We start from the raw sequence: 21,173 nt of genomic DNA on the forward strand, positions 1-21,173 counted from the left end.
ATCACGCCGCGACGACCGTGGTCGAATGGCGCCATGGCTGACTTCCGAACGGTGACCTACGGGGCGGAGTTCCACCGGCTGCTGCAGCGGGTGGCCGGGCACGCGCCCGACGCCGAGCTGGCCGCGGCCCGGCTGGCGCTGGCCGAGGGCCGCGTCGGTGATGTCGCCCGCGCGGTGGGGACGATCACCGCAGCGGCCGGGCTCGCCCCCACCGACGAGGAGTTCGCGCTGCTGGCCGCGGCCGAGCCGGAATCGGTCACGGACCTGTCGGACACCCGCCCGGGTCAGTGGCCGATGCCCGCCGTCGACTTCCAGCCGACCGCTCCGGCCGACGCCGGACTGTTCGCCCCCGAGGCCCCGCCGCCACTGCTCGACCTGACCGCTGTGCCGTACGAGTTCGTCGCCGCCGTCACCGACGAGACCGACCAGCGGGCCGTCGAGGCGATGAGCCGCGTTCCCGGCGCGCGGGCGCTGTGGCGGGCCTGGCGGCTGAGCGACCCGCGGGACACCCCCGCACGGGTGTTCGTGCTCGCCGCCGACGTGCCGGGGGCGGACCTGCCGGTGGTGGCGGCGCTGCTGCAGGCCGAGACGGGCGCCGCGGTCGAGGCTTACGCGCCGGGTGACGAGCTGCCCGCCTATCAGGTGCAGGCCCGGGGCGCGGCCGCGCTGCTGTGGGCGGACGAGGAGGCGTACGGGATCGGCATTGCCCGGGTCTTCGACGGTGTCGACCCGGTGACCGGGCCGTGGTTCGCGCCCGGCCATCCCGTGCTGGACGGCGCCGAACGCGACCGGGTCGGCCGTTATCTGGAAGGCGGCCGGCCGGTGCTGATGACGACGCAGCGGATGGCCGACGTCGTCGAACCGGCCCGGGGCGCGGTGGTGCCGATGTCGTACCGCACCGACGGCGTCTGGGTGTGGACCGACACCGTCACCTACTACCTGCGTACCCACGGTCTGGCCCCGGACCCGGAGCTGCTGGCCCACGTTCGCGGCCGTGAGTTCCGCGCGCCGGTCGTCGACGACGTGGCCGAGCACCGTACGCTCGCGGCCCTGTTCCGCCCGGCAGCGGCCGGCCCGGTGGGTGTGCGCTGAGCATGGAGCACACGTACGTGCCGGCGCTGCCCGATCCCCGCACGTTCGGCTCGGCCGTGCCGCCGCTGCTCGACCTGACCGGGTTCGGCCCCGCCGACAACGAGGACCGGGCCGCCGTGGCCGCGGTCGCCGCCGAGCCGGGTGCGGTCGCGCTGTGGCGGAGCTGGCGGTTGTCACCCGCGTCGGCGCCGGAGAGGGTGTACGTGGTGGAGACCCGCGGTGCGCCGCCGGCTTTCGAGGCCGAGGTCTACGCCCCCGGGGAGGCATTGCCCGCGAGCACCCGGGCGGCGCGCAACGCGGGCGCGCTTCTGTGGACAGCCCATCCCGTACGGCCGATCCGGGTGGCCCGGGTTTTCGACTCCGGCGGCGGGTTCGCTGCCGGGCACCCGCGGCTCGGGGCCGGGGAACGGGAACGGGTGGCCGGTTACCTGGAGGCGGGGGCGGCGGTGCTGGGAACCGAGGGGCGGCTGCCCGACGTGGTCGAGCCTGGCCGGGGCGAGGTGGTGCCGATGAGCTACCGCACCGACGGTCAGTGGCTGTGGACCGAGTCGGTCGGGTACTACCTGCGGGCGTACGGGCTGGCCCCGGAACCGGATCTGCTGGCGCACGTGCTCGCCGCCGGGGAACGGCCGGTGGTCGACGCGGCCGGCGAGCACCGGGCCCTGGCGGTGCTGTTCGGCTCGCACGCCCTGGTGGCGCAGTGACCATCTTCGTGTCGGTCGCCTCCTACCGCGACCCGGAACTGGTGCACACCGTGCGCGACTGCCTGGCCCGGGCGACCCGCCCCGACGAGCTGCGCATCGTGGTGAACTGGCAGCACCTCGGCGACGAGGACGTGTCGGCGCTGACCGGCGACCCGCGGGTCGAGCTGCTCGAGTTCGACGCCCGGCAGAGCCTCGGCGCCTGCTGGGCCCGTGCCCAGGTGATGCGCCACTACGCCGGCGAGGACTGGTTCCTGCAGGTCGACAGCCACACCCGCTTCGCCCCGGGCTGGGACGAGCGGGTGCTGGCCCTGGCGGCCGGAACCGGAGCGCCGAAACCGGTCATCACCTGCTATCCGCCCATGTACGAGCCGGGCGCCGAGTTCGCCGGGGGTGACGTGCCCACCGAGACCGTGGTCACCAGCTGGTCCGGCGACGGCCTGCCCGTCTTCGGCCAGCGGGAACTTCCCGTGCTCGACGGCCGCCCGGTCCCGGCCCGGTTCGTCGCCGGCGGGTTCCTGTTCGCGCCCGGCAGCCTCGTGCGCGAGGTTCCGTACGACCCGTACCTGTACTTCCACGGCGAGGAGCTGACCGTCTCGCTGCGCGCGTACACCTGGGGTTACGACCTGTTCCACCCGACCGAGGCGCTGGCCTGGCACTACTACATCCGCGAGGGCAGCCCCCGGCACTGGAGCGACCACCCCGACGCCTGGGTCGCCCGCGACAAGGCAAGCCGGCGCCGGGTCAACACGCTGCTGCGGCACCCCAACCACGGCCGGTACGGACTGGGCCGGGTCCGCTCGCTGGCCGACTACGCCGACTGGTCAGGCTGTCACTTCGCCCGCCGGCGGTGGACCGACTGGCGCGCGCCCGCGGCGGTCTGACCGGCCTTCGGGGCGTGTTCCGGGGCGTCCAGGCCGTGCGCCTTCAGAGCGGCCCGGCTGAAACCCGGGCGGGGCGTCGCGGCGTCGTCGGCGGCCGGGACGGTGACCGCGAAGACGGCGCCGTGCGGCTCGTTCGGCCGGTAGCTGATGCCGAGCCCGCTGGCGTCGACGAGCTGCCGCACCAGATAGAGGCCGAGCCCGGTGCCCGAGGTGGTGGTGGCGACGCCGCTGTCGGCGCGGGCGAACCGGTCGAACAGCCGCGGCACGAACGCCTCAGGAACACCCTCGCCGTGGTCGGCGATCCGGATCTCGACGTGGTCGTGCCGGTTGGCCAGGGTCACCACGATGGGCGGCTCGCCGTACTTGGTGGCGTTGGCCAGCAGGTTGCCCAGGATCAGCTCGAGCAGCTTGCGGTCGGCCATCCCGTACGTCTGATCCGGGGCGACCACGGTGATCGGGGTGGTCTCGCCGGCCTGGTGCGACCCGACCACGCCGCGGACCAGCTGCGTCAGCTCGAGGCGGGTGGGGCGGGCCCGCATCGCCCCGGCGTCCAGACGGGCCAGGGTCAGGACGTCGTTGACCAGGTCGCTGGCCCGGTGCCCGGCGGAGGTGATGCGGGAGACGTCGGCGTGCTTGTCCTGGTCGGGGGCGACGTCCCAGTCCTCCAGCAGCAGCTCGCCCAGCCCCACGATCTTGGTCAGCGGCTGCTGGACGTCGTGGCTGAGCATGGCGATGAAGTCGGCCAGGTTCGCGTTGGCCTCCTGCAGCTGGTGGGCCCGCTGGGCCAGCTCCGCCTCGTTGGACAGGCGGGCGCGCTCCAGCGCGTGCCGTTCGGTCATGTCGACGATCTGGGTGGCGAAGTACGTGGGCCGGCCGTCGTGGTCCCGCAGCAGCGCGTTGGTCGTCGAGGTCTCGATGACGTGCCCGTCGGCGTGGAGGTAGCGGACCTCCACGCGGAAGCCGTCGACGCGCTCCCGCAGGCAGTCCCGGGCGTGCTCCCAGATCACCCCGGCGTCGTCGGGGTGGGTGATCTCGGTGTACCGGCGGCCGATCAGGTCGCGTTCGGTACGCCCGAACAACACGCACGCGGCCGGGTTGACCCGCACGTACCGGCCCTGGGTGTCGATCAGGGTCATGCCGATGGCGGAGTCGTCGAACACCTTGCGGAACCGTTGCTCGCTGATTGCCAGGTCCTGGAGGCTGCGCCGGGCCCGGGCGATGGCCCCGACGACCAGCAGCCCCACCGCGGCCGCGCCACCCAGGGCGGCACGGCCGGCGAGCTCGTTGCCGGCTTGCGCCGCGTACAGCACGTCCTCGTTGACGGTGGCCGACAGCCGCCATGGTGTTCCCTCGATGGGGGCCGAGGAGTACCGCCACCACTTCCCGCCCGCCTGGTACCGGCCGTGGTCGCGCTGCTGCACGGCCTCGGCCAGGGGCCCGTTCTCCCGGGCGAGGGTGGAGATGCCGTTGTTCAGGCGACGGTTGGCGGCGACGATGCTGCCGGTCGAGTCGACCAGCTGCACCTGCGCGCCGGACGACGTCAGGGCGCTGCTCAGGTACGCCGACAGGGGGCTTTCGCGGATGGCCACCGCGCCCGAGAACACCCGCCGGCCCGACGCCGACTCGAACGGCACAGCGAAGGCGACGACCGGCACGCTCCGGACCGCCGACCGCACCACCGGCGACACGGCCGGCACCCCGTCTCGCAGGGCGGTGCGCAGATGGGCGTACTGCAGGGTCAGGTCCCGCCCGATGAGGGCGGGGTCGGAGGGCGTCACCTGCAACACCCGCCCGCGCGAATCGAGCAGGACGGCGGCCGGGTAGCCGAAGCCGGCGACCGCCTGGTTGAACTCGGCGGCCCTGACCTCGGCGCCGGCCAGCGACGCGCGGGCCTGCACCCCTTCCCGCTGGATGAGGTCGGCGGTGTAGCTCGTCACGAAGTCGCGCATCAGCCCGACGCGCAGCTCGTAGCGCTGCACGACCCCCTGGCGGCTGTTGTGCTGCTGCCACAGCAGCCCGCCCGTCGCAGCCGCGCCCACCAGCACCCACACCAGCAACGGCAACGCCGCGGACCGCCAATAGCTGAGCGCACTGTGCGCGAACCGCATACTCCGCTGTTCGGCACTCCGCCGTGACCGGCTGAGCGATTTGGCCGCCCGGGGTCGTATTGTTCGATCACGGCGCAACAAGAGGTTCCTGCTCGGGCTCGGCACCAGCCCGGCTGCACCAGCAACCTGCGCCCGTTTCGGCTGGACCGGCGGGCACCTGGCCGGCGCGGGCAGCGACCGTCTCGTCGACGCCCTGATCCTCTGGGGCACGGCCGAACAGGCGCACCGGAACCGGGTGACCACCCGGGTGCAACTCCCCGCTACGCCGGCGCCTTCCCGGCCGACGCGCTCCGCGCCCTCGCCGCTGTCCTGCTGCGCGGAGCCTGACTCTCGGACAACCGTTCCCGCCGCTCACCGTCACAACATGTGGCGCAGGACGCACGGATCGTGGTCAGATCCGCGCCCGGCCGGACGATGACTGTGCTCGTGATCAGACTTCGCCGGTGGCGATTGTGGCAGTGGTGGCTGCTCGGGGGTGGCATGGTCAGCGCGGTCTATCTGGCCATGCCCTCCGAGAACCCCTGGGCCTGGGCGCTGTACAGCGCCATCGGCTTCGTGTCGGCCGCGGCCCTGGTGGTCGGCGTGCGGCGCAACCGCCCGCGACGGCCGGGCCTGTGGTACTCGTTCGCGGCGGCCGTGACCCTCGCGGCGAGCGGCGACGTCATCTATCAGCTGCAGTACTTCTCGTGGGGCTGGGACACCTTCCCGGCGCCGGCCGACATCTCGTATCTCGCCGCCTATCCCCTTTACGCCCTGGGCGCGTACCAGCTGATCAAGGGCCGCATCTCGGGTCGTGACCGGGCGGGCCTGCTGGACGCGGCGATCGTCTCGGTCAGCCTGTCCCTGCTCGCCTGGTCGTTCCTGATGCGCCCGATCGCCGCCGACGAATCGCTGAGCGTGCTGGAGCGGCTGGTGGCCCTCGCCTACCCCGCCGTCGACCTGCTGCTCCTGATCATGCTCGTCCGCCTGCTCACCACCCCGGGCGCACGCACCGCGAGCTACCGCCTGCTGGTGGCGGCCCTGGCGGCGCAGCTGGTCAGCGACATCGGCTTCGCCGTGGTCAACATGTTCACCGTCTACACCGACGGGGTCTTCGACGCGGGCTGGCTCGCCGCGTACGTGCTGCTGGCCGCGTCCGCGCTGCACCCCTCGATGCGGGCGCTGTCCGAGGTGGCGCCGGACCGGGCGGAACGGTTCACCCGTAACCGCCTGACCCTGCTGGCCGTGGCGGCGTTGCTGGCGCCGGTGGTGCTGATCGTGCAGGGCGTCACCACGCCGGACGACATCGACTGGCCGGCCATCGCGGGCAGCTCGGCCGTGCTGTTCCTGCTGGTGCTGGCGCGCATGTCCGGCCTGATCGCGCGGATCCAGGACCAGGCGGCCCAGCTGCGGGCGCTCGCGCACAACGACGCCCTCACCGGGGTGCCGAACCGGCGGGCCTGGGACCTGGAGCTCAGCCGCGAGATGGCCAAGGCGGTCCGTTCCGGCGAGCCGGTCGCGGTGGCCCTGCTCGACCTGGACCACTTCAAGCAGTTCAACGACGCCAACGGCCACCCGGCCGGGGACCGGCTGCTCAAGGAGGCGGCGGCGGCCTGGAGCGACCAGCTGCGCACCGGCGACCTGCTGGCCCGCTACGGCGGCGAGGAGTTCGGCGTGCTGCTGGTCGGCGAGTCCGTCGCCGCGGCCCCGGCGATGCTGGAACGGATGCGAGCCGCGACCCCGCTCGGCCGGACGTTCTCGGGCGGCCTCGCCGTGTGGGACGGCCACGAGATGCCCGAACAGTTGGTCGGCCGGGCCGACGAGGCCCTGTACGAGGCCAAGAACGGCGGCCGCGACCGCGTCGTGGCCGCCGGCCCGGTCCCAGCACCCGCAACCACGGCGTCCCCCGCAGCAGCCGGCGTGTCGGCCTGACGCCCGCAGCGGGGCGACACCATGCTGCGGGCAACGCCGTGCAGGGCCAACGCCCTGCAGCGGGCAACACCCTGCAGCGGGCAACGCCGTGCAGCGGGGCGCGCGCGACAAGGCGTGGCGCCCTCATGCGGCCCAAGCGGCCGCTGACGCGCGTACACCGATCGGACAAGCGGTGTTCAGCGGCCCAATGCGGTGACGACGGCCCTGGTCGCTTCGGCGATCAGGGCGTCGGCCGACGGGGCGTCCGGCCTGCCGCGGTCGGACAGGATCGCGATGATCACGGGGCTGCCGGTGGGCGGCCAGACGACCGCGATGTCGTTGCGGGTGCCGTAGCCCCCGCTGCCGGTCTTGTCGCCGACCTTCCATCCGGACGGCACGCCGGCCCGGATGTACGTGTCGCCGGTCGTGTTGCCGAGCAGCAGGTCGGTCAGCTTCTGCCGCCGGGGAGCGGGCAGGACGTCGCCGAGAACGAAGGCGCGCAGGTCGGCGCCGAGCGCCCGGGGCGTGCTCGTGTCCCGCTTGTCGCCTGGGACGGCCGTGTTCAGCGTGGGCTCGTACCGGCTCAGGTCTGTGGTGTTGTCCTTGATCTTCCGCAGTTCGCGCTGCACGCCCTCGGGGCCGCCGGTCAGGCGGAGCAACAGGTTGGCCGCGGTGTTGTCGCTGTGCTGCACCGCGGCGGCGATCAGCGCGTCGACCGTCATCCCTGTCTTCACGTGCTTCTCCGTGATCGGCGCCCACTCGAGCAGGTCGGCCCGCGTGTACCGGATGACGCGCCGCAGGTCGCCGTCGGAGAGACGCCTCAGCAGGACGGCCGCCAGCAACGCCTTGAACGTGGACGCGTGCGCGAAACGCTCGTCGGCGCGGTGGGTGACCGTACGGCCGTTGCCGGTGTCCAGCGCGTACACCCCTAGACGCGCCCCGAACCGCCGCTCCAGCTCACCGAAGCGCTGAGGCTCGACCGAAGCCGAAGCCGAGCTCGATAGTGAGCTCGAGGCCGAAGCCGAACTCGAACCCGACTCGACCGGGGACGCGGACGGCCCGGCACAACCGGCCACGAGAGCACAGATGAGCAATAAAGGGATAGCTCGTACCATCTGCCCACCATAGGGGCCGGGCACCACCGGCGCCCGGCCCCGTCCGGTCGGTCAGCGGCGGAACTGGAACCAGTTGACGTTGACGAAATCGTTGGGCTGCCCGCTGGTGAAGGTCAGGAACACCGTGTGCCGCCCCGACACATTGCTGACGTTGCCCGGCACGGACCGCCAGCTCTGCCAGCCCCCGGTGTTACCGATGGCGAAGCTGCCGATCGGCGCGTTGCTCCGGCTGTCGATGCGCACCTCGACCAGGCCGCTGATGCCTGCCGCGGCGCCCGACGCCACCCGGGCCACGAAGTCGCGCACCCCGCCCGAGCCGAACTCGACGTTGTCGAACTGCACCCAGTCGCCGTTGCGGACGGCCCCGATGTTCTGGCCACCCTCACTCGCGTTCTCGACGATCACGCCGGACTGCGCGTTGAACGATTCGGCCTGGATCTGCCCGTACGCGTCCCGCACGCCCCCGGCCGGCGGGGTCGTCGGGGGTGTGGTCGGCGGCGTGGTGCCCCCGCCGCGGGTGTACACCGCCACGTAGTCGACCACCATCGGATGGCCGGGCACGGTGGCCGCTGTCGGCGTGCCGAAACCGGCGACACCGTTGGGGAAACCGCCGCCCATCGCCACGTTGAGCAGGATGTGGTAGCCGGCGTGGCTGGTCATGTTGGTCCAGTGCGGCTCGCCGATCTGGTTCTGGCTCACCGAGTGGTACTGCTGACCGTCGACGTACCACCGCAGCTGGTTCGGCGACACGCTGCGGTCCCACTCGAAGGCGTACGTGTGGAAGTTGCCCTGACAGGCCGAACCGGGGCAGGCCCGGCTGGCCCCGATGCCGTTGGTCTCGGCGCACGGCCCGCCCGGGTTGACGCCGCAGTGCAGCACACCCCAGACCGAGTTGAGGCCGTTGACGTTCTCCATGACGTCGAACTCGCCGATGGCCGGCCAGCTGTAGCGGTCCGAGCGGTACGGCGCGCCGAGCGCCCAGAACGCGGGCCAGTACCCGAGCGCCGCGTTGCCGGTGACGTTGGGCATCTGGATGCGGCCCTCGAGGCGCAGCACCCCGCCGGCCGGGGCCTTGAAGTCAGTGCGCTGCGTCTCGATACGCGCCGACGTCCACTGGCCGGAGCCGTTGCGCAGCGGCGTGATGCGCAGGTTGCCCGCGCCGTCGTGGGCGACGTTGCTGGTGCTGTTGGTGTACGTCTGGATCTCCCCGGTGCCCCACTGCGGCGGGCCGCCGGGATAGCTGGTGCCGGTGTCGATGATCCAGTTGGCGCCGTTGGGCAGGGTGCCCGCGGCGCCGGTGAAGTCGTCGGCCCAGACCTGGGTCCAGCCGCTGGGCGGTGGGGGCAGGGCCGCGTCGGCGGAAACGGCGATGGTGGCCGAACCGGCGACGGCGACGACGGCCGTCGCGACGGCCAGGAGACGGGTGCGGACAGTCATGACACGCCCTTCTTCTCGGGCTTCGCACTCTGATGCCAGAAGTTTCAGACGTGTTGCACAACGGCGTCAAACATGAACGGCAATCGATGCCCGAAGGGGCAACCTCACGGCTTCTTGTCGTTGGTGCGTGCCCGGCGGGACAGCAGTTCCACCAGGTCGACGCCGATCAGGTCGGTCCCGAGCTGCAGCCCCTGAGCGACGTTGCCGGCCACCGACCGGGTCAGCGCGGACGCGCCCTCGGTGGAGATGACGGTCATCTTGTCGATCGCTCCGATGGGCCGGCTCGCCGCCTCCACCACCTGGGGCAGGACCTGGGCCAGCAGGTCGAGCACGGCCGCCTCGCCGTACTGCGCGAACGCCTCGGCCTTGAGCCGCATCGCCTCGGCGCCGCCCTGTCCGCGGGCCAGCGTCGCCGCGCCCTCGGCCTGCCCTTCCCGCTCGGTCGCCTCGGCCAGGGCCGAACGGCGGGCCCGTTCGCCCTCGCCGATCAGCCGGGACTGCTCGGCGGCGGCCTGCGCCTCGGCGATGGTGGCCTGCCGGCGGGCGTCCGCGGCGAGCACGTCCGCGCTGCGGGCCGCCTCGGCCGCCTGTTCCACCCGGTAGCGCTCGGCGTCGGCCGGCCGCCGTACCTCGATGTCGAGTTCCCGCTCCTTGAGCTCGGCCCGGCGCTCCGCGAGCTTCTGCCGCTCGGAGACGACACCCTGCTTCTGCTGGGCCTCGGCGAGCGGTCCGGCCGCCGCCGAGCGGGCTCGGGCCGCCTCGACCTCGGCCTGGATCTGCGCCTTCTTGAGCTGCAGGTTGCGCTCGGCGGTGGCGATCGCTTCCTCGGCCAGCAACCGGGCCTCCTCGGAGGCCTGGGTGGCTATCGCCTCGGCGATCGCCGCGTCCTTGAGGATCCGGGCCGCCTCCGGACGGCCCAGGTCCTGCAGGTAACTGCCCTCGGTGAGGATGTCCTGCACCTGGAACGTGTCCAGGACCAGGCCCTGGTTGGTCATCGAGTGCTCGGCCTCCTCGGCGACCGCGTTGGCGAACGCGACCCGGTCACCGATGATCTCCTCGATGGTGAGCCGGCCGACGATCGCCCGCAGCGAACCGGCCAGCACCTCGCGGGTGAACTGCTCGATCTCGTGCTGCTGATGCAGGAAGCGCTGGGCGGCCGCGCGCACCGCGTCCTCGGTCCCGCCGACCTTGACGATCGCCACGCCGTGCAGGTTGGCCCGGATGCCCTGCTTGCTGACGGCGCCCTGGATGTCGACGGAGATCCGCCGGCTGGACAGGTCCAGCGACTGCTTGCGCTGCACGACCGGCAGCACGAAGACCGAGGCGCCCATCACGACCTTCTGACCGGACAGGTCGGTGAAGCGGCCACCTTGCGAGTCGGTGACCGACTGGCCCCGGCGGCCGGTGATGATGAAGGCCTCGTTGGGCCCGGCAACCTTGATCCGGGAAAGTACGAACATCACGACGAGAATCAGGACCAGCACGCCGCCGGCAGTGGCGATCAGCACGGACACTTCGGACTCCTTGTCAGGTGGTTGCGGCCGGTGGGAACGGTTCGACAACAACGCCGGCGTGACTGGGCGCCTCGACCACGAAGACCGCGGCGCCCATGGGCAGGGCGTGGGCGGCACGGGCGTGCAACTTGACCGGCTGACCGGCCACCCGCACCAGGACCTCGCCGTACCCGTGCTCGGAGATCGGGGTGACGACCACGCCGATCGTGCCGACGAGATCGGTCCGCGCCGGTGTGGCATCGGTCGGGATGTTGCGGGCCCAGCGCGAGAGCCGGACAGCGACGAGCCAGGCGAACGGCAGCGCGGCCAGCGCCCCGAACAGCAGGAGGGCCCGGGCCGAGCCGTCCATCAACGCTCTCCGCTACCTGTCACACCAGGACCGGACCTCGTCGTCGTTGAGCAAGCGGAGCAGCGCGGCGTTCAGGGCGAAGGTCAGGACGGGCCGGGCGGGCTCGGGATTCTGCTGGACATCGGCTTCGTACAAGAGAAACGCCTCCTTCGGCAACCGTCGACTGTGGCCGGTCGGGACTCATGTGGTCGAGTGTGAGCGGCCGAGGGTGAGCTATCCATGCCGCATGTGTGCGGCATGGACCGGGCACCGGGCGCGTGCCAGACTGCGGGCGTGGACGGCGAGCCGGATCTGCTTCGGACGGTCGACCTGCACCAGCGGATCCGGGCGATCACCACCGGCGTGATCCTGCTGTCCCGGGTCGGCACGCTGGCCATGGTCGGACTGAGCATCGTGGCGCTGGCCCGGGTCGACGGCTACACCAACAAGGCGGGGGCCACGGCCGTCTACCTTGCCGTCGCGTTCTGGAGCGTGATTTTCGTGCCGGTCGTGGCCAGGCGCGACCCCATCCCGTACGGGGTCCTGGCGGTCGACGTCGTGATCACCTCGACCGCCGCCGCCCTCTTGCCGTGGACGCTGACCGAAGAGGCGTTCTCCACGGTGGCCGTGCCCGACTTCGAGCCGGTCGGCGTGTCGACCGCGGTCGCCGTGGCACTGTCCACCGCGTCGTGGCGGGCCACCACGGCCGGATGCCTCACGCTCGGGCTCGGGTTCTCCCTGGCGATGCTGGCTTCCCCGGACTACTTCGAGGTGGCTTCCACGGCCAACATCGTCGGCTGGCAGGTGGTCACGGCCGCCTGCTGCTGCCTGTTCATGCGCCGGCTGCGGGCGATCGCGGACGCGGTCGACACGGCCACCGACCGGGTCATCGCCGCGCGGGAACGCGTCGCCGCCCGGCGCAGCCAGGACGAGGAACGGATGCGCCACTTCCAGGAGCAGCTGCTGCGGCACCGGGCTCTGCACGACGGCCCGTTGCGGCTGCTGACCGCGATCGCCGGGCAGGGGCCGGCCGGCCATCCCGACCCCCGGGTACGCAACCAGGCCGCGATCAGCGCCAACGTGCTGCGCGGCACCACCCCGGACGACCCGGACGGCTCCCTCACCGAGCTCTCGCTCGCGCTCATCGAGGCCGGCAACGACAGCGCCACCCAGGGCCTGCGGGTGGAGTACCACTTCGCCAACCTGCCCGGCACGCTCCCGCCCGAGGTGCTGCGGGCGTTCCGGCACGCCGCCGGTGAGGCCTTGGCCAACGTCGCCCGGCACGCCGGCAGCGACCGGGTCCGGCTGACCGCGTTGTCCGACCGGCAGCCCACGCCGACCATCACGGTCGCCGTCGTCGACCAGGGCAAGGGCTTCGATCCGGAGTCGACGCCGCTCGGCTACGGCATCCGGCAGTCCATCACCGCGCGCATGCACGAGGTCGGCGGGGCGGCCGGCGTCGACAGCCATCCCGGCCAGGGCACCCGCGTCGACCTGCGATGGCCGGCATGATCCGGGTCGCCGTCGTCGACAACGACAAGCTGGTGCCGGCCGGTCTGCGCGCTCTGCTCGCCGGAACCGGGGACATCCGGGTGGTGCACGCCGCCACCAGCCTGACCGAGCATCTCGCGGCCGCGCCCGAGGCCGACGTCGTCCTGCTCGACCTGCGCCTCGAGGACGGCACCGAGGCGGCGGCCAACGTCGCGGCTCTGCGGCGCCGGGGCGTACGGGTGCTGGTCCTCTCGGTGCACGGCGACAGGCGGCACGTCCGCGCCACCGTCCGGGCCGGCGCCGGCGGCTACCTGGTCAAGGACGACGACGCCGTCAAGCTGACCGAGGCCATCCGCAACGTCCACGACGGGCAACCGGCTCTCACGGCCGAGCTGATGACCATCATCAACGACGATCCGCCCGAGCTGTCGCCGCAGGAGGCCCGAGCCCTTTACCTGTACGGCACCGGCAGCACCCTGGCCGCCACGGCTCGCCGCATGGGCGTCACGATCCCGACCGTACGCTCGTACCTGACCCGCATCCGCTCCAAGTGGGCCGCCATCGACGAACCGGTCGACGACGTCCGCACCCTGATCGACCAGTACCAGCCCCGCCCCGACCGTTGAACGTCCTGCGCGAATCGGGGAAGGATCAGCCGGCCGATGCCACGGCGGGCTCAGTGCCGCACCGATATCTGACGGACGGAACCGTGCGCTCCGTCAGGAGGTCGGCGAAGGCGCAGCGCTTTCCGAGGGGGCCGGAGTGCTTCCGCCCCAGGGCCGGCCGTATTTGCCCGGCCCGTGACCGCCGGGACCGAAGCCGCCGTGGCCATGACCGCCGGGACCGTGACCACCAGGGCCGCGCCAGCCCTCGGGACGGTCCGGGGCCACGGTGACCGAGGTGGCGTCCAGCGAGACGCCGTCGGGGTTCACCGTGCCCTCGGCGTGCACCCGGACGCCCTCCTTGACGTCGGACGGCACGGTCGCGATGTTGATCTGGCGGGTGAAGCCCTGGGAGTCGACGATCAGGATGCGGCCGCCGCCGGCTGATTCGACCGTGCCCCACAGGTGCGCCTGACGCGGGGTGCCGGCCGAGGGGGATGCGGACGCGGACGGGGACGGATCGGCCTGGGCCAGGCCGGCAACACCCAGGGCGAGCCCGCCCCCGGCGACGACGGCGATCGCGACCCGGCTGAACCGGCCGGCTCTGGTTACGGAGTCAGGCAGCAGCAGTTTCAACGTCAGCTTCTCCTCGATCAGGGCGCCACCGCGGCCGGGGCGCCTGACACCACGCTGAACCGCCCGTCTGAAGAGGACCTGAAGCGGACCGCTTCTTCAGCCGTTCTTCAGCCTCGTGACGGCGCAGCCACAGCCGCCGCCGTCAGACTGAGCCGATGGTCGCCCGGGTGCTGGTGGTGGAGGACGAGGAGGCTATCCGCGACCCGCTCACGGCGGCGTTGCGGGCGGCCGGTCACGAGGTCCGGGCATGCGCCGACGGGGCCGGCTTCGAGGCGGTGGTCGACGCCTTCCGGCCCGACCTGACGCTGCTCGACGTGCACCTGCCCGGCGGCCGGGACGGTTTCGAGCTGGCCCGGGTGCTGAGCGGCCGCAGCGACTGCGCCGTGCTGATGGTGACCGCCCGCGACGCCGTCGCCGACCGGCTAGCCGGGTTCGGGGCGGGCGCCGACGACTACGTGGTCAAGCCGTTCGCGACCGCCGAGGTGCTGGCCCGGGTCGCGGCCGTGCTGCGCCGGCTGGGGCGGGTGCCGTCCACGGTGCAGGTCGCCGACCTGATCGTCGACGAGGGTGCGCGGATCGCCACCCGGGCCGGGCACCCCCTGCCCCTGACCGGCACCGAGTTCAAGCTGCTGGCGTATCTGACCGGGCACCGCGGCCGGATCCTGTCCAAGACGCAGCTGCTGACCCAGGTCTGGGGGTACGACGAGTACGACCCCAACCTGGTCGAGGTGCACGTCAGCGCCCTGCGCCGCAAGCTCGAACAGCACGGACCGCGCCTGATCCACACCGCCCGCGGTCTCGGCTACGTCCTGCGGCCATGACAGGGCCGTCACCAGCACGGGCCGCGGCCGTCACGAAGCCGGCTTCACTGCGGGCGCGGATCCGTGCGGCCGCGAGAGGGCCGGCGTCGCTGCGGGGACGGGTCACCCTGGGTGTGCTCGTCCTGCTCGCGCTGATCCTGGCCGGGCTGTTCACCGCGGTCGACGTGGCCCTGTCGTCCCGGCTGCACGCCGACGCCCGCACCCGGCTCACCGACCGGATGGCCCTGGCCGAGCAGCTGCAGGGCACGCTGAGCATGCAGCGGCTGGCCGACCGGCTGCGGGGCGACGGCGTGGTCGTACGCCTGTGCACGGCCGACGGTTCCGCCTGCGCCACCGCCGCCTCCGACGCGCCGCCGCCGGGGGCCGGCCGTCGCTGGGGGTCACGGCCGGGGCGGCCCGCGATGACCCGAACCGCCGCCGTGCCGGTGGAGACGGCGGGCAGCGTGATCTTCGTACGACAGAACCTGGCCGGCGATCAGGTGCTGACCCTGAGCCTCGACACCACGCAGATCACCGACGCCGTCCAGCGGCTGATCGTGTTCGAGGTCGCCGGGGGCGTGCTTGCCCTGGTGCTGGCCGGTTTCGCCTCGGCGCGGATCTCGCGGGCGGCGCTGCGGCCACTGGACGACATGACCACGCTGGCCCGCCAGATCGCGGCGGGTGACCGGGGGCAGCGGCTCGACCCGCCCCGGTCCGACACTGAGCTGGGGCGTACGGCCGCGGCGTTCGACGCCATGCTCGACGAGCTGGAGGCGGGCGAGGTGCGGATGCGCTCGTTCCTCAGCGACGCTTCGCACGAGTTGCGCACCCCGCTGGCCGGCCTGCAGGCCAACGCCGAGCTGCTGCTGCGCGAGAACCCGGACCGCGAGCAGCGGGAACGGATCGCCGTGGCGATGGTCCGCGAGTCGAGGCGGGCCGCCCGGCTGGTCGACGACCTGCTCACGACGGCCCGGCTCGGGCAGGGGCTGCCGCTGGTGGCCGAGCGGGTCGATCTGCTCGTGCTCGCCGGGACCGAGGCAGACCGGGCGCGATCGCTGTCGCCCGCGCTGACCTTCGACGTCGCCGGCGAGCCCGGCCTGTTCGTGGACGGCGACCCCGTACGGCTCGGGCAGATCGTCACCAACCTGCTGGACAACGCCCGTCACGCCACTCCGCGCGGCGGCACGGTCTCGGTGCTCGTCCGCCGGCACGGCCCGCGGGTGCGGCTCGAGGTCAGCGACACCGGTCCGGGCGTGCCCCCGGAGGAACGCACGCTGATCTTCGAGCGCTTCGGCCGCGGCGACGCCTCCCGCTCGCGGCACACCGGCGGCGCCGGGCTGGGCCTGCCGATCGCACGCGGCCTGGCCGAGGCCCACGGCGGGCAGCTGACCTACGCCGACGCCGGCCCGGGCGCGACCTTCCGCCTCGACCTCCCGGCGGCGGCCGGCTGAACGGCCGGGCCGGCGAGGACCAGCGGACACCCGGCCGGCCGGACACCCGGGCCGGCGAGGACCAGCGAACACACGGACGGGCAGGCCGGCGAGGAGCAGCGGGATCATGCCGCCGGTTGGACGCGCAGGCCGGCGAGGACCAGGGTCATGACGCCGTCCGCGTCGGCCCAACCGGCCGTGTGGTCGTAGGCCGCGCAGATGCCGTGCAGGGCCATCATCACGGCGCCGCTGCCCACGTCGGCGCGGACGGTTCCGGCGCTGACGGCGGCGGCCAGCAGGTCGTCGATGACCCGGCCCAGGGCCTCGGCGCCCTCGGCCGGCGTGCCGGCGCCGGCAGCCATGAGCGTCGCCAGGGTGCGGGCCAGACCCTCGTTGGAGCGCAGGTGGGCGACGAACCCGCGCAGGAACGCCTCCAGCGCCTCGTCGGCGGGCAGGCGGGCCTGCAGCTCGCGGCCGCGGGCGCACATCGCGGCGAGTTCCTCGTGGTAGACCGCCTCGGCCAGGGCCTGGCGGGTCGGGAAGTGGCGGTAGAGCGTGCCGGTGCCCACGCCGGCCAGCTTGGCGAAGTCGTCGAAGCGCAGGTCAAAGCAGCCGCCGGCGAAGAGCTCGCGGGCCTTGGCGATCAGGGCGTCGCGGTTGCGGCGGGCGTCGGCGCGCAAGGGCTTGGCGTCGGTCACGGTGGCCTCACATGCCGCTCACCGCGATCGAGCAGCTGCCCGCCGATCAGGTGGTCTGGGGCTTCCCCGGGGCCGGCGGCGGCTTCGACCAGGACGACAGGCTGACCGGGTCCCTGCTGCCCGTCGTCTTCTTCGGCACCCTCGACGCCTACAACCATCAGACGGAGCGCGGCCGGGCCGCACGCGAGGTGTTCCGCGGGGCCGGGTTCCGGATCGGGGAGAGCTCCGACTTCCGCGGCTGGCTGCTGGTCCACTTCGTGCAGAACGCGGGCCTGCACACGCAGACCCTGCGGCTGGGCGACATGTCCAAGCTGACCACCCAGGACGTACGGGAGGCCATCCTCGCCACCCGCGAACTGTTCCCCCTGCTCGAGGCCCGCGGCGTCGACCTGCGACGGCACCGCGGCGAGCTGCTGCCCTTCACCGCGCCTGTCCGGCTGGCCGCACCCGCCCTGGCCCTGCTGGTCACCCGATTCCCGCCGACGCGCCGGGTGATGACGGCCCACGCCAACCCGGAGGAGCTGCGGGCGGTCTGCCGCGACACCCTGGCCGAGGCGCGGCGGCTGGGCGTGCCGGCGCCACGGCTGGAGGCGGCCGAGCCGTGGTTCACCGAGACCGGGCGTTTCAAAAATTAGTGCTGTAGTGAACCTTTTTCTCCACGGGTCCGTACAACACGTCGACGCCCGTCGACGCCGTGGAGGTACCGATGCTTCGCCCGACCCTCGCCCGTCGCGCCGCGACGGCCCTGGCCGCGTTCGTGGCGGTGCTGGCCGCGGCGCCGGGCACGGCCGCCGCCGACCCGGGATTCCCGACACAGCTCAACGCGGCCGACATGTTGCTGCTCAACGGCGTGCGTCAGGCCGGCCTGTGGGAGATCCCGGCGGGTCAGATGGCCGCCCAGCGCGGCAGCCCCAAGGTGCAGCAGGTCGGGACGATGATCGCCGAGCAGCACGTGCGGCTGGACGAGCTCGTCGTCAAGGCCGCGAACGAGCTCGGCGCGACCATCCCCTCCACCCCGACCGCCGAGCAGCAGGGCTGGCTCGGCGAGATGCAGAACGCCAAGGGGCGGCAGTTCGACCAGATCTTCGTGACCCGGCTGCGGGCCGCACACGGCAAGATCTTCCCGGTGATCGGCGCGGTCCGCGCGTCGACCCGCGACCCGGTGGTCCGCAAGCTGGCCGACGACGCCAACATCTTCGTGATGAACCACATGAAGATGCTGGAGAGCACCAACCTGGTGCAGTACGAGCGGCTTCCCCCAGCCGCCCTGCCGCCGGCGCAGGACGTCTCGTCGCTCGGGATCGCCGAGGCCAACGCGGGCATCACCCCGCCGGTGAGCACGACTGTCCTGGTCGGCGTGCTGGTTGTGATGCTGGGCGTGGCCTCGGTCACCGTCATCCGGATGGTCCGCGCCCGCACGTGACCCGGCGTGCCACAGTGTGCGGGTGACAGCGGACCCGGCCCTGCCCCCCACCGCAGAACCGACCCCGCCACCCGCCACGGACCCGGCCCAGCCACCAGCCACCGCGCCACCCCCGCCACTCGGCACAGACCCGGCCCAGCCACGCGCCGCAGCGCCATCCCCGCCACCCGCCGCGAGCCCGGCCCCGTCACGCGCCGCAGCGCCACCCCCGCCACCCGCCGCAGACCCGGCCCAGCCACGCGCCGCAGCGCCACCCCCGCCACCCGCCGCAGACCCGGCCCAGCCACGCGCCGCAGCGCCGCCCGCCGCCAAACCGGCCCTGTCGCCCGCGTGGGTACAGCCCTCGTCCTCTGTCGCGGGCCCCGCCCTCTCGCCCGGCGAGGACGAAGTGGTGGGCGCCCTGCTCGCGCTCAGCCGGGCACTCGTCGGCCTGGCCGCCCGCTCGCTGGCCGACCTCGACGAGGACGTAACGCTGCAGCAGTACCGGACGCTGGTCTTCCTGGTGTCGTACGGCCCGCAGCGCGTCGTCGACCTGGCCCACGAGCTCGACGTCACCTCGTCGACGGCCACCCGGTTGTGCGCCCGCCTGGAACGCAAGCACCTCGTGGCCCGGCAGGAGCGCCCCGACGACCGCCGGGCCGCCTGGATCACGCTGACCGACAGCGGCCGTGAGCTGGTCGGCGCGGTGATGCGCCGGCGCCGCGACACCCTCTCCGAGATGATCGCCGAGCTGTCCCTGACCCGGCCGCTGGCCCTGGCCGCCACCCTCAACGCCCTCGTCGAAGCAAGCGGCGAACTACCCGACTCGCAGTGGTGGCAGCGGCTGGAGGCGGCACGCCAATAGGTGCACCCATGCAATGATGTTGCTGCTGGGCCGCCGGGCTGCCGGGCGGTGGGCCGCCGGGCGGTGGGCCGCCGGGCGGTGGGCCGCCGGGTGGTGGGCCGCCGGGCTACCGGGCTACCGGGCCGCCGGGCTACCGGGCCACCGGGCGGTGGACTGCTGGGCGGTGAACTGCTGGGCGGTGAACTGCTGGGCGGTGGACTGCTGGGCGGTGGACTGCTGGGCGGTGGACTGCTGGGCGGTGAACTGCTGGGGCCGTAAGCGGCTCGGCGGCGGGCAGCTCCCGGGGCAGACGGCTCGGGCGAAGGGCAGCTCGGGCGGCAGGCGGAGCGGCTGGGCGGCAGACGGCTTGGGGACGGCTTGGGCGGACGGTAGGGTCGCCGGCCCCGGCCACCCCGCGCGTCAGACCGCCTCGGCGACCGGGCGGCCGAGGCCCGTACGCCGGTTGGCCCGGTCCATCCGCCGCATGACCGGGGTCGCCGCGACTCCGTGCAGCACGACCGAGACCAGCACAACGAAGGCGATCATCGCCCAGACCAGGTCGGCGCCGGGGAACTCGGCGTGGGTGAGCGCGTAGGACAGGTAGTAGAACGACCCGATGCCGCGGATGCCGAATGCCGCGATCACCCAGTGCTCCGAGGTGCACCCGGGCGCGCCGCGCAACGACAAGAAACCGCTGACCGGGCGGATGACGAAGATGAGGACGAGCCCGGCCAGCGCCGCCGGCCAGGTGAGCGGGGCCAGCAGCCCGCCGACCACCGCGCCGCCGAACAACAGCAGCAGGAGGACGGTCAGCAGACGTTCGGTCTGTTCGGCGAAGTCGTGGAGCACCTGGTGGTAGTCGTGGGAGCGTTCGGCCGCCCGGATCGCGCGGGCCGCCACGAACACGGCCAGGAACCCGTAGCCCTGCGCGAGCTCGGCCACCCCGTACGCCAGGAAGGTTGCCGCCAGAGCGAGGAAGCCCTCGGAATGCTTGGCCAGCCGCAGCGACGCCCGCCGGGCCCGGAAGAACAACCAGCCCAGCAGCTTGCCGGAGAGCAGCCCGGCCACGACGCCCACGACGAGCCGGTACAGCAGGTCCTTCCAGGCCCACTCCCCCACCCAGCCCCACCCGGCCGTGCCCGCCATGGCGATCGCCGCGTAGACGAACGGGAAGGCGAGCCCGTCGTTCAGGCCGGCCTCCGAGGTGAGCGCGAACCGCACCTCGTCCTCGGAGTCCTCCTCGTCGGTGGGTTCGCCCACCTGCACGTCCGAGGCGAGCACCGGGTCGGTCGGCGCGAGCGAGGCCCCCAGCAGAAGGGCGGTGGCGGGCACCAGACCGGCCCACCACCAGCCCAGCAGCGCCATTGCCGCGATCGTTACCGGCATCGCGATGACCAGCAACCGCCCGGTCGACATCCAGCCGCGGCGGCTGAACGGACGGTCGATCTTGAGCCCGGCGCCCATGAGCGCGACGATGACGCCGACCTCGGTCAGGTGTTCGGTCACCTTGGGGTGGGCCAGCGGGTCGGCGTCCGGCAGCCCGATCGGCAGGGCGAACACCAGCATGCCGAGGGCCAGGAAGGCGATCGGCATGGAGAGCGGCCGGCGTTCCAGCACGCGGGGCAGCACGCCCGCGAGCAAAGCTCCGAGGCCGACGACGGCGAAGACGACATCAGAGATCTGCACGCCGGACAACTGCCCCGCGACAGCCGGAATCATGCACGCTCGGGTCAGTTGACCTGCAGAATCCAGGTGACGCCGAACCGGTCGGTGAGCATGCCGAAGCCGGGGCTGAACGGCGACGGGCCGAACTTCTCGATGATTTCGGCGCCGTCGGCCAGTTTGTCCCAGAGCGGGCTGACCTCGTCGGCGGTCTCGCCGGCGACGGCGACGAAGAAGCGCTCGCCGGTCAGCGTCACGCCGTTCTCGCGGGTGGCGCCGGTCGGCGCGGGCGCCGGGGTGGCCTGGCTGGGCACGTCGTACGCCATGATCCGGAACCCGTTGTCCGCGGTGACCTGGCCGAACACGACCTTGTCGGCGTCCGGCAGCTCCTTGGGCATGCCGAAGTCGGCGTACGCGACGGCAGTCAGGACGCCGCCGAAGACCGACTGGTAGAACTCCAGCGCCTGCCGGGCGTCGCCGCGGAAATTGAGGTGTGTGGTGGTGGTGATCGTCATGGCCCAAGGCTGACAGGAGTAGGT

The 21,173-nt window shown here is 73.0% G+C and carries 22 protein-coding genes; 12 read left to right on the forward strand and 10 right to left on the reverse strand.

Annotation, left to right across the window (positions count from 1 at the left end; genetic code table 11):
• Positions 1-33: 33 nt before the first annotated feature.
• The 3 genes from C8E87_RS42610 to C8E87_RS42620 are packed head-to-tail and all read left to right on the forward strand — an operon-like array spanning position 34 to position 2,677.
• Positions 34-1,092 (forward strand): hypothetical protein, encoded by a 1,059-nt coding sequence (locus C8E87_RS42610; protein WP_133878981.1) that lies wholly within the window; start codon positions 34-36, stop codon positions 1,090-1,092.
• A gap of 2 nt (positions 1,093-1,094) precedes the next feature.
• On the forward strand, positions 1,095-1,796 hold the full coding sequence (locus tag C8E87_RS42615) for a hypothetical protein (protein ID WP_133878982.1): 702 nt from the start codon (positions 1,095-1,097) through the stop codon (positions 1,794-1,796).
• Positions 1,793-2,677 carry a GlcNAc-transferase family protein gene (locus C8E87_RS42620; protein ID WP_133878983.1) on the forward strand — a complete coding sequence of 295 codons (885 nt, stop codon included), beginning with the start codon at positions 1,793-1,795 and terminating at the stop codon, positions 2,675-2,677. Before C8E87_RS42615 ends, C8E87_RS42620 begins: the two co-directional genes overlap by 4 nt.
• On the opposite strand, the gene C8E87_RS42625 is transcribed toward C8E87_RS42620, so the two are convergent.
• Entirely contained in the window at positions 2,626-4,785 is a 2,160-nt protein-coding gene (locus C8E87_RS42625; protein WP_133878984.1) for a sensor histidine kinase, read from the reverse strand. The two genes, C8E87_RS42620 and C8E87_RS42625, sit on opposite strands and share 52 nt — an antisense overlap.
• 426 nt (positions 4,786-5,211) lie before the next feature.
• Here C8E87_RS42625 and C8E87_RS42630 point away from each other — a divergent pair, with 426 nt between their 5' ends.
• Complete coding sequence (locus tag C8E87_RS42630) at positions 5,212-6,696, forward strand: GGDEF domain-containing protein (RefSeq protein ID WP_133878985.1); 1,485 nt, start codon at positions 5,212-5,214, stop codon at positions 6,694-6,696.
• Positions 6,697-6,872: 176 nt separating this feature from the next.
• On the opposite strand, the gene bla is transcribed toward C8E87_RS42630, so the two are convergent.
• The 5 genes from bla to C8E87_RS46600 all read right to left on the reverse strand — a co-directional run bounded on the left by bla (position 6,873) and on the right by C8E87_RS46600 (position 11,225).
• Complete coding sequence (gene bla / locus C8E87_RS42635; RefSeq protein ID WP_133878986.1) at positions 6,873-7,790, reverse strand: class A beta-lactamase; 918 nt, start codon at positions 7,788-7,790, stop codon at positions 6,873-6,875.
• 51 nt (positions 7,791-7,841) lie between these two features.
• Entirely contained in the window at positions 7,842-9,227 is a 1,386-nt protein-coding gene (locus tag C8E87_RS42640; RefSeq protein ID WP_133878987.1) for a carbohydrate-binding protein, read from the reverse strand.
• A gap of 104 nt (positions 9,228-9,331) precedes the next feature.
• Complete coding sequence (locus C8E87_RS42645; protein WP_133878988.1) at positions 9,332-10,741, reverse strand: flotillin family protein; 1,410 nt, start codon at positions 10,739-10,741, stop codon at positions 9,332-9,334.
• Positions 10,742-10,754: 13 nt separating this feature from the next.
• Positions 10,755-11,090 carry an NfeD C-terminal domain-containing protein gene (locus C8E87_RS42650; protein ID WP_133878989.1) on the reverse strand — a complete coding sequence of 112 codons (336 nt, stop codon included), beginning with the start codon at positions 11,088-11,090 and terminating at the stop codon, positions 10,755-10,757.
• 12 nt (positions 11,091-11,102) lie between these two features.
• Positions 11,103-11,225, reverse strand: a complete 123-nt coding sequence (locus C8E87_RS46600; protein ID WP_275409064.1) for a hypothetical protein — start codon at positions 11,223-11,225, stop codon at positions 11,103-11,105.
• Positions 11,226-11,363: 138 nt separating this feature from the next.
• On the opposite strand from C8E87_RS46600, the gene C8E87_RS42655 reads away from it, so the two are divergent.
• Together C8E87_RS42655 and C8E87_RS42660 are read left to right on the forward strand one after the other, a co-directional pair.
• Complete coding sequence (locus C8E87_RS42655; RefSeq protein WP_166661470.1) at positions 11,364-12,581, forward strand: sensor histidine kinase; 1,218 nt, start codon at positions 11,364-11,366, stop codon at positions 12,579-12,581.
• A complete protein-coding gene (locus C8E87_RS42660; protein WP_166661471.1) occupies positions 12,578-13,186 on the forward strand; it encodes a response regulator transcription factor in 609 nt (202 codons plus the stop codon). The genes C8E87_RS42655 and C8E87_RS42660 overlap by 4 nt, the downstream gene beginning before the upstream one ends.
• A 93-nt stretch (positions 13,187-13,279) precedes the next feature.
• Here C8E87_RS42660 and C8E87_RS44850 read toward each other — a convergent pair whose 3' ends face one another.
• On the reverse strand, positions 13,280-13,798 hold the full coding sequence (locus tag C8E87_RS44850) for a hypothetical protein (protein ID WP_203720651.1): 519 nt from the start codon (positions 13,796-13,798) through the stop codon (positions 13,280-13,282).
• Positions 13,799-13,953: 155 nt separating this feature from the next.
• Here C8E87_RS44850 and C8E87_RS42670 point away from each other — a divergent pair, with 155 nt between their 5' ends.
• Both C8E87_RS42670 and C8E87_RS42675 read left to right on the forward strand, forming a co-directional pair.
• Positions 13,954-14,619, forward strand: coding sequence for a response regulator transcription factor (locus C8E87_RS42670; RefSeq protein WP_133878992.1), 666 nt, complete (start codon positions 13,954-13,956; stop codon positions 14,617-14,619).
• Positions 14,616-16,049, forward strand: coding sequence for a sensor histidine kinase (locus C8E87_RS42675; protein ID WP_133878993.1), 1,434 nt, complete (start codon positions 14,616-14,618; stop codon positions 16,047-16,049). The genes C8E87_RS42670 and C8E87_RS42675 overlap by 4 nt, the downstream gene beginning before the upstream one ends.
• A gap of 104 nt (positions 16,050-16,153) precedes the next feature.
• Here C8E87_RS42675 and C8E87_RS42680 read toward each other — a convergent pair whose 3' ends face one another.
• Positions 16,154-16,726, reverse strand: a complete 573-nt coding sequence (locus tag C8E87_RS42680) for a TetR/AcrR family transcriptional regulator (protein WP_133878994.1) — start codon at positions 16,724-16,726, stop codon at positions 16,154-16,156.
• An 11-nt stretch (positions 16,727-16,737) separates the two neighbouring features.
• Here C8E87_RS42680 and C8E87_RS42685 point away from each other — a divergent pair, with 11 nt between their 5' ends.
• The 4 genes from C8E87_RS42685 (at position 16,738) to C8E87_RS42700 (ending at position 19,251) form a co-directional block, all read left to right on the forward strand.
• The gene (locus tag C8E87_RS42685) at positions 16,738-17,361 is read left to right on the forward strand and encodes a hypothetical protein (protein WP_133878995.1); all 624 of its coding nucleotides are present in this window, start codon (positions 16,738-16,740) and stop codon (positions 17,359-17,361) included.
• Between the two features lie 71 nt (positions 17,362-17,432).
• Positions 17,433-18,149 carry a DUF4142 domain-containing protein gene (locus C8E87_RS42690; protein WP_133878996.1) on the forward strand — a complete coding sequence of 239 codons (717 nt, stop codon included), beginning with the start codon at positions 17,433-17,435 and terminating at the stop codon, positions 18,147-18,149.
• A gap of 391 nt (positions 18,150-18,540) precedes the next feature.
• Positions 18,541-18,993 (forward strand): MarR family winged helix-turn-helix transcriptional regulator, encoded by a 453-nt coding sequence (locus C8E87_RS42695; protein ID WP_243755203.1) that lies wholly within the window; start codon positions 18,541-18,543, stop codon positions 18,991-18,993.
• Between the two features lie 48 nt (positions 18,994-19,041).
• Positions 19,042-19,251 (forward strand): hypothetical protein, encoded by a 210-nt coding sequence (locus tag C8E87_RS42700; protein ID WP_133878997.1) that lies wholly within the window; start codon positions 19,042-19,044, stop codon positions 19,249-19,251.
• 141 nt (positions 19,252-19,392) lie between these two features.
• Here the strand turns inward: C8E87_RS42700 and C8E87_RS42705 are convergent, their stop codons facing one another.
• Complete coding sequence (locus C8E87_RS42705) at positions 19,393-20,691, reverse strand: cation:proton antiporter (protein ID WP_239080205.1); 1,299 nt, start codon at positions 20,689-20,691, stop codon at positions 19,393-19,395.
• 11 nt (positions 20,692-20,702) lie between these two features.
• The gene (locus C8E87_RS42710; protein ID WP_133878998.1) at positions 20,703-21,149 is read right to left on the reverse strand and encodes a VOC family protein; all 447 of its coding nucleotides are present in this window, start codon (positions 21,147-21,149) and stop codon (positions 20,703-20,705) included.
• Positions 21,150-21,173 lie beyond the last annotated feature (24 nt).

This window comes from Paractinoplanes brasiliensis, from assembly GCF_004362215.1.
GTDB classification, from domain to species: domain Bacteria; phylum Actinomycetota; class Actinomycetes; order Mycobacteriales; family Micromonosporaceae; genus Actinoplanes; species Actinoplanes brasiliensis.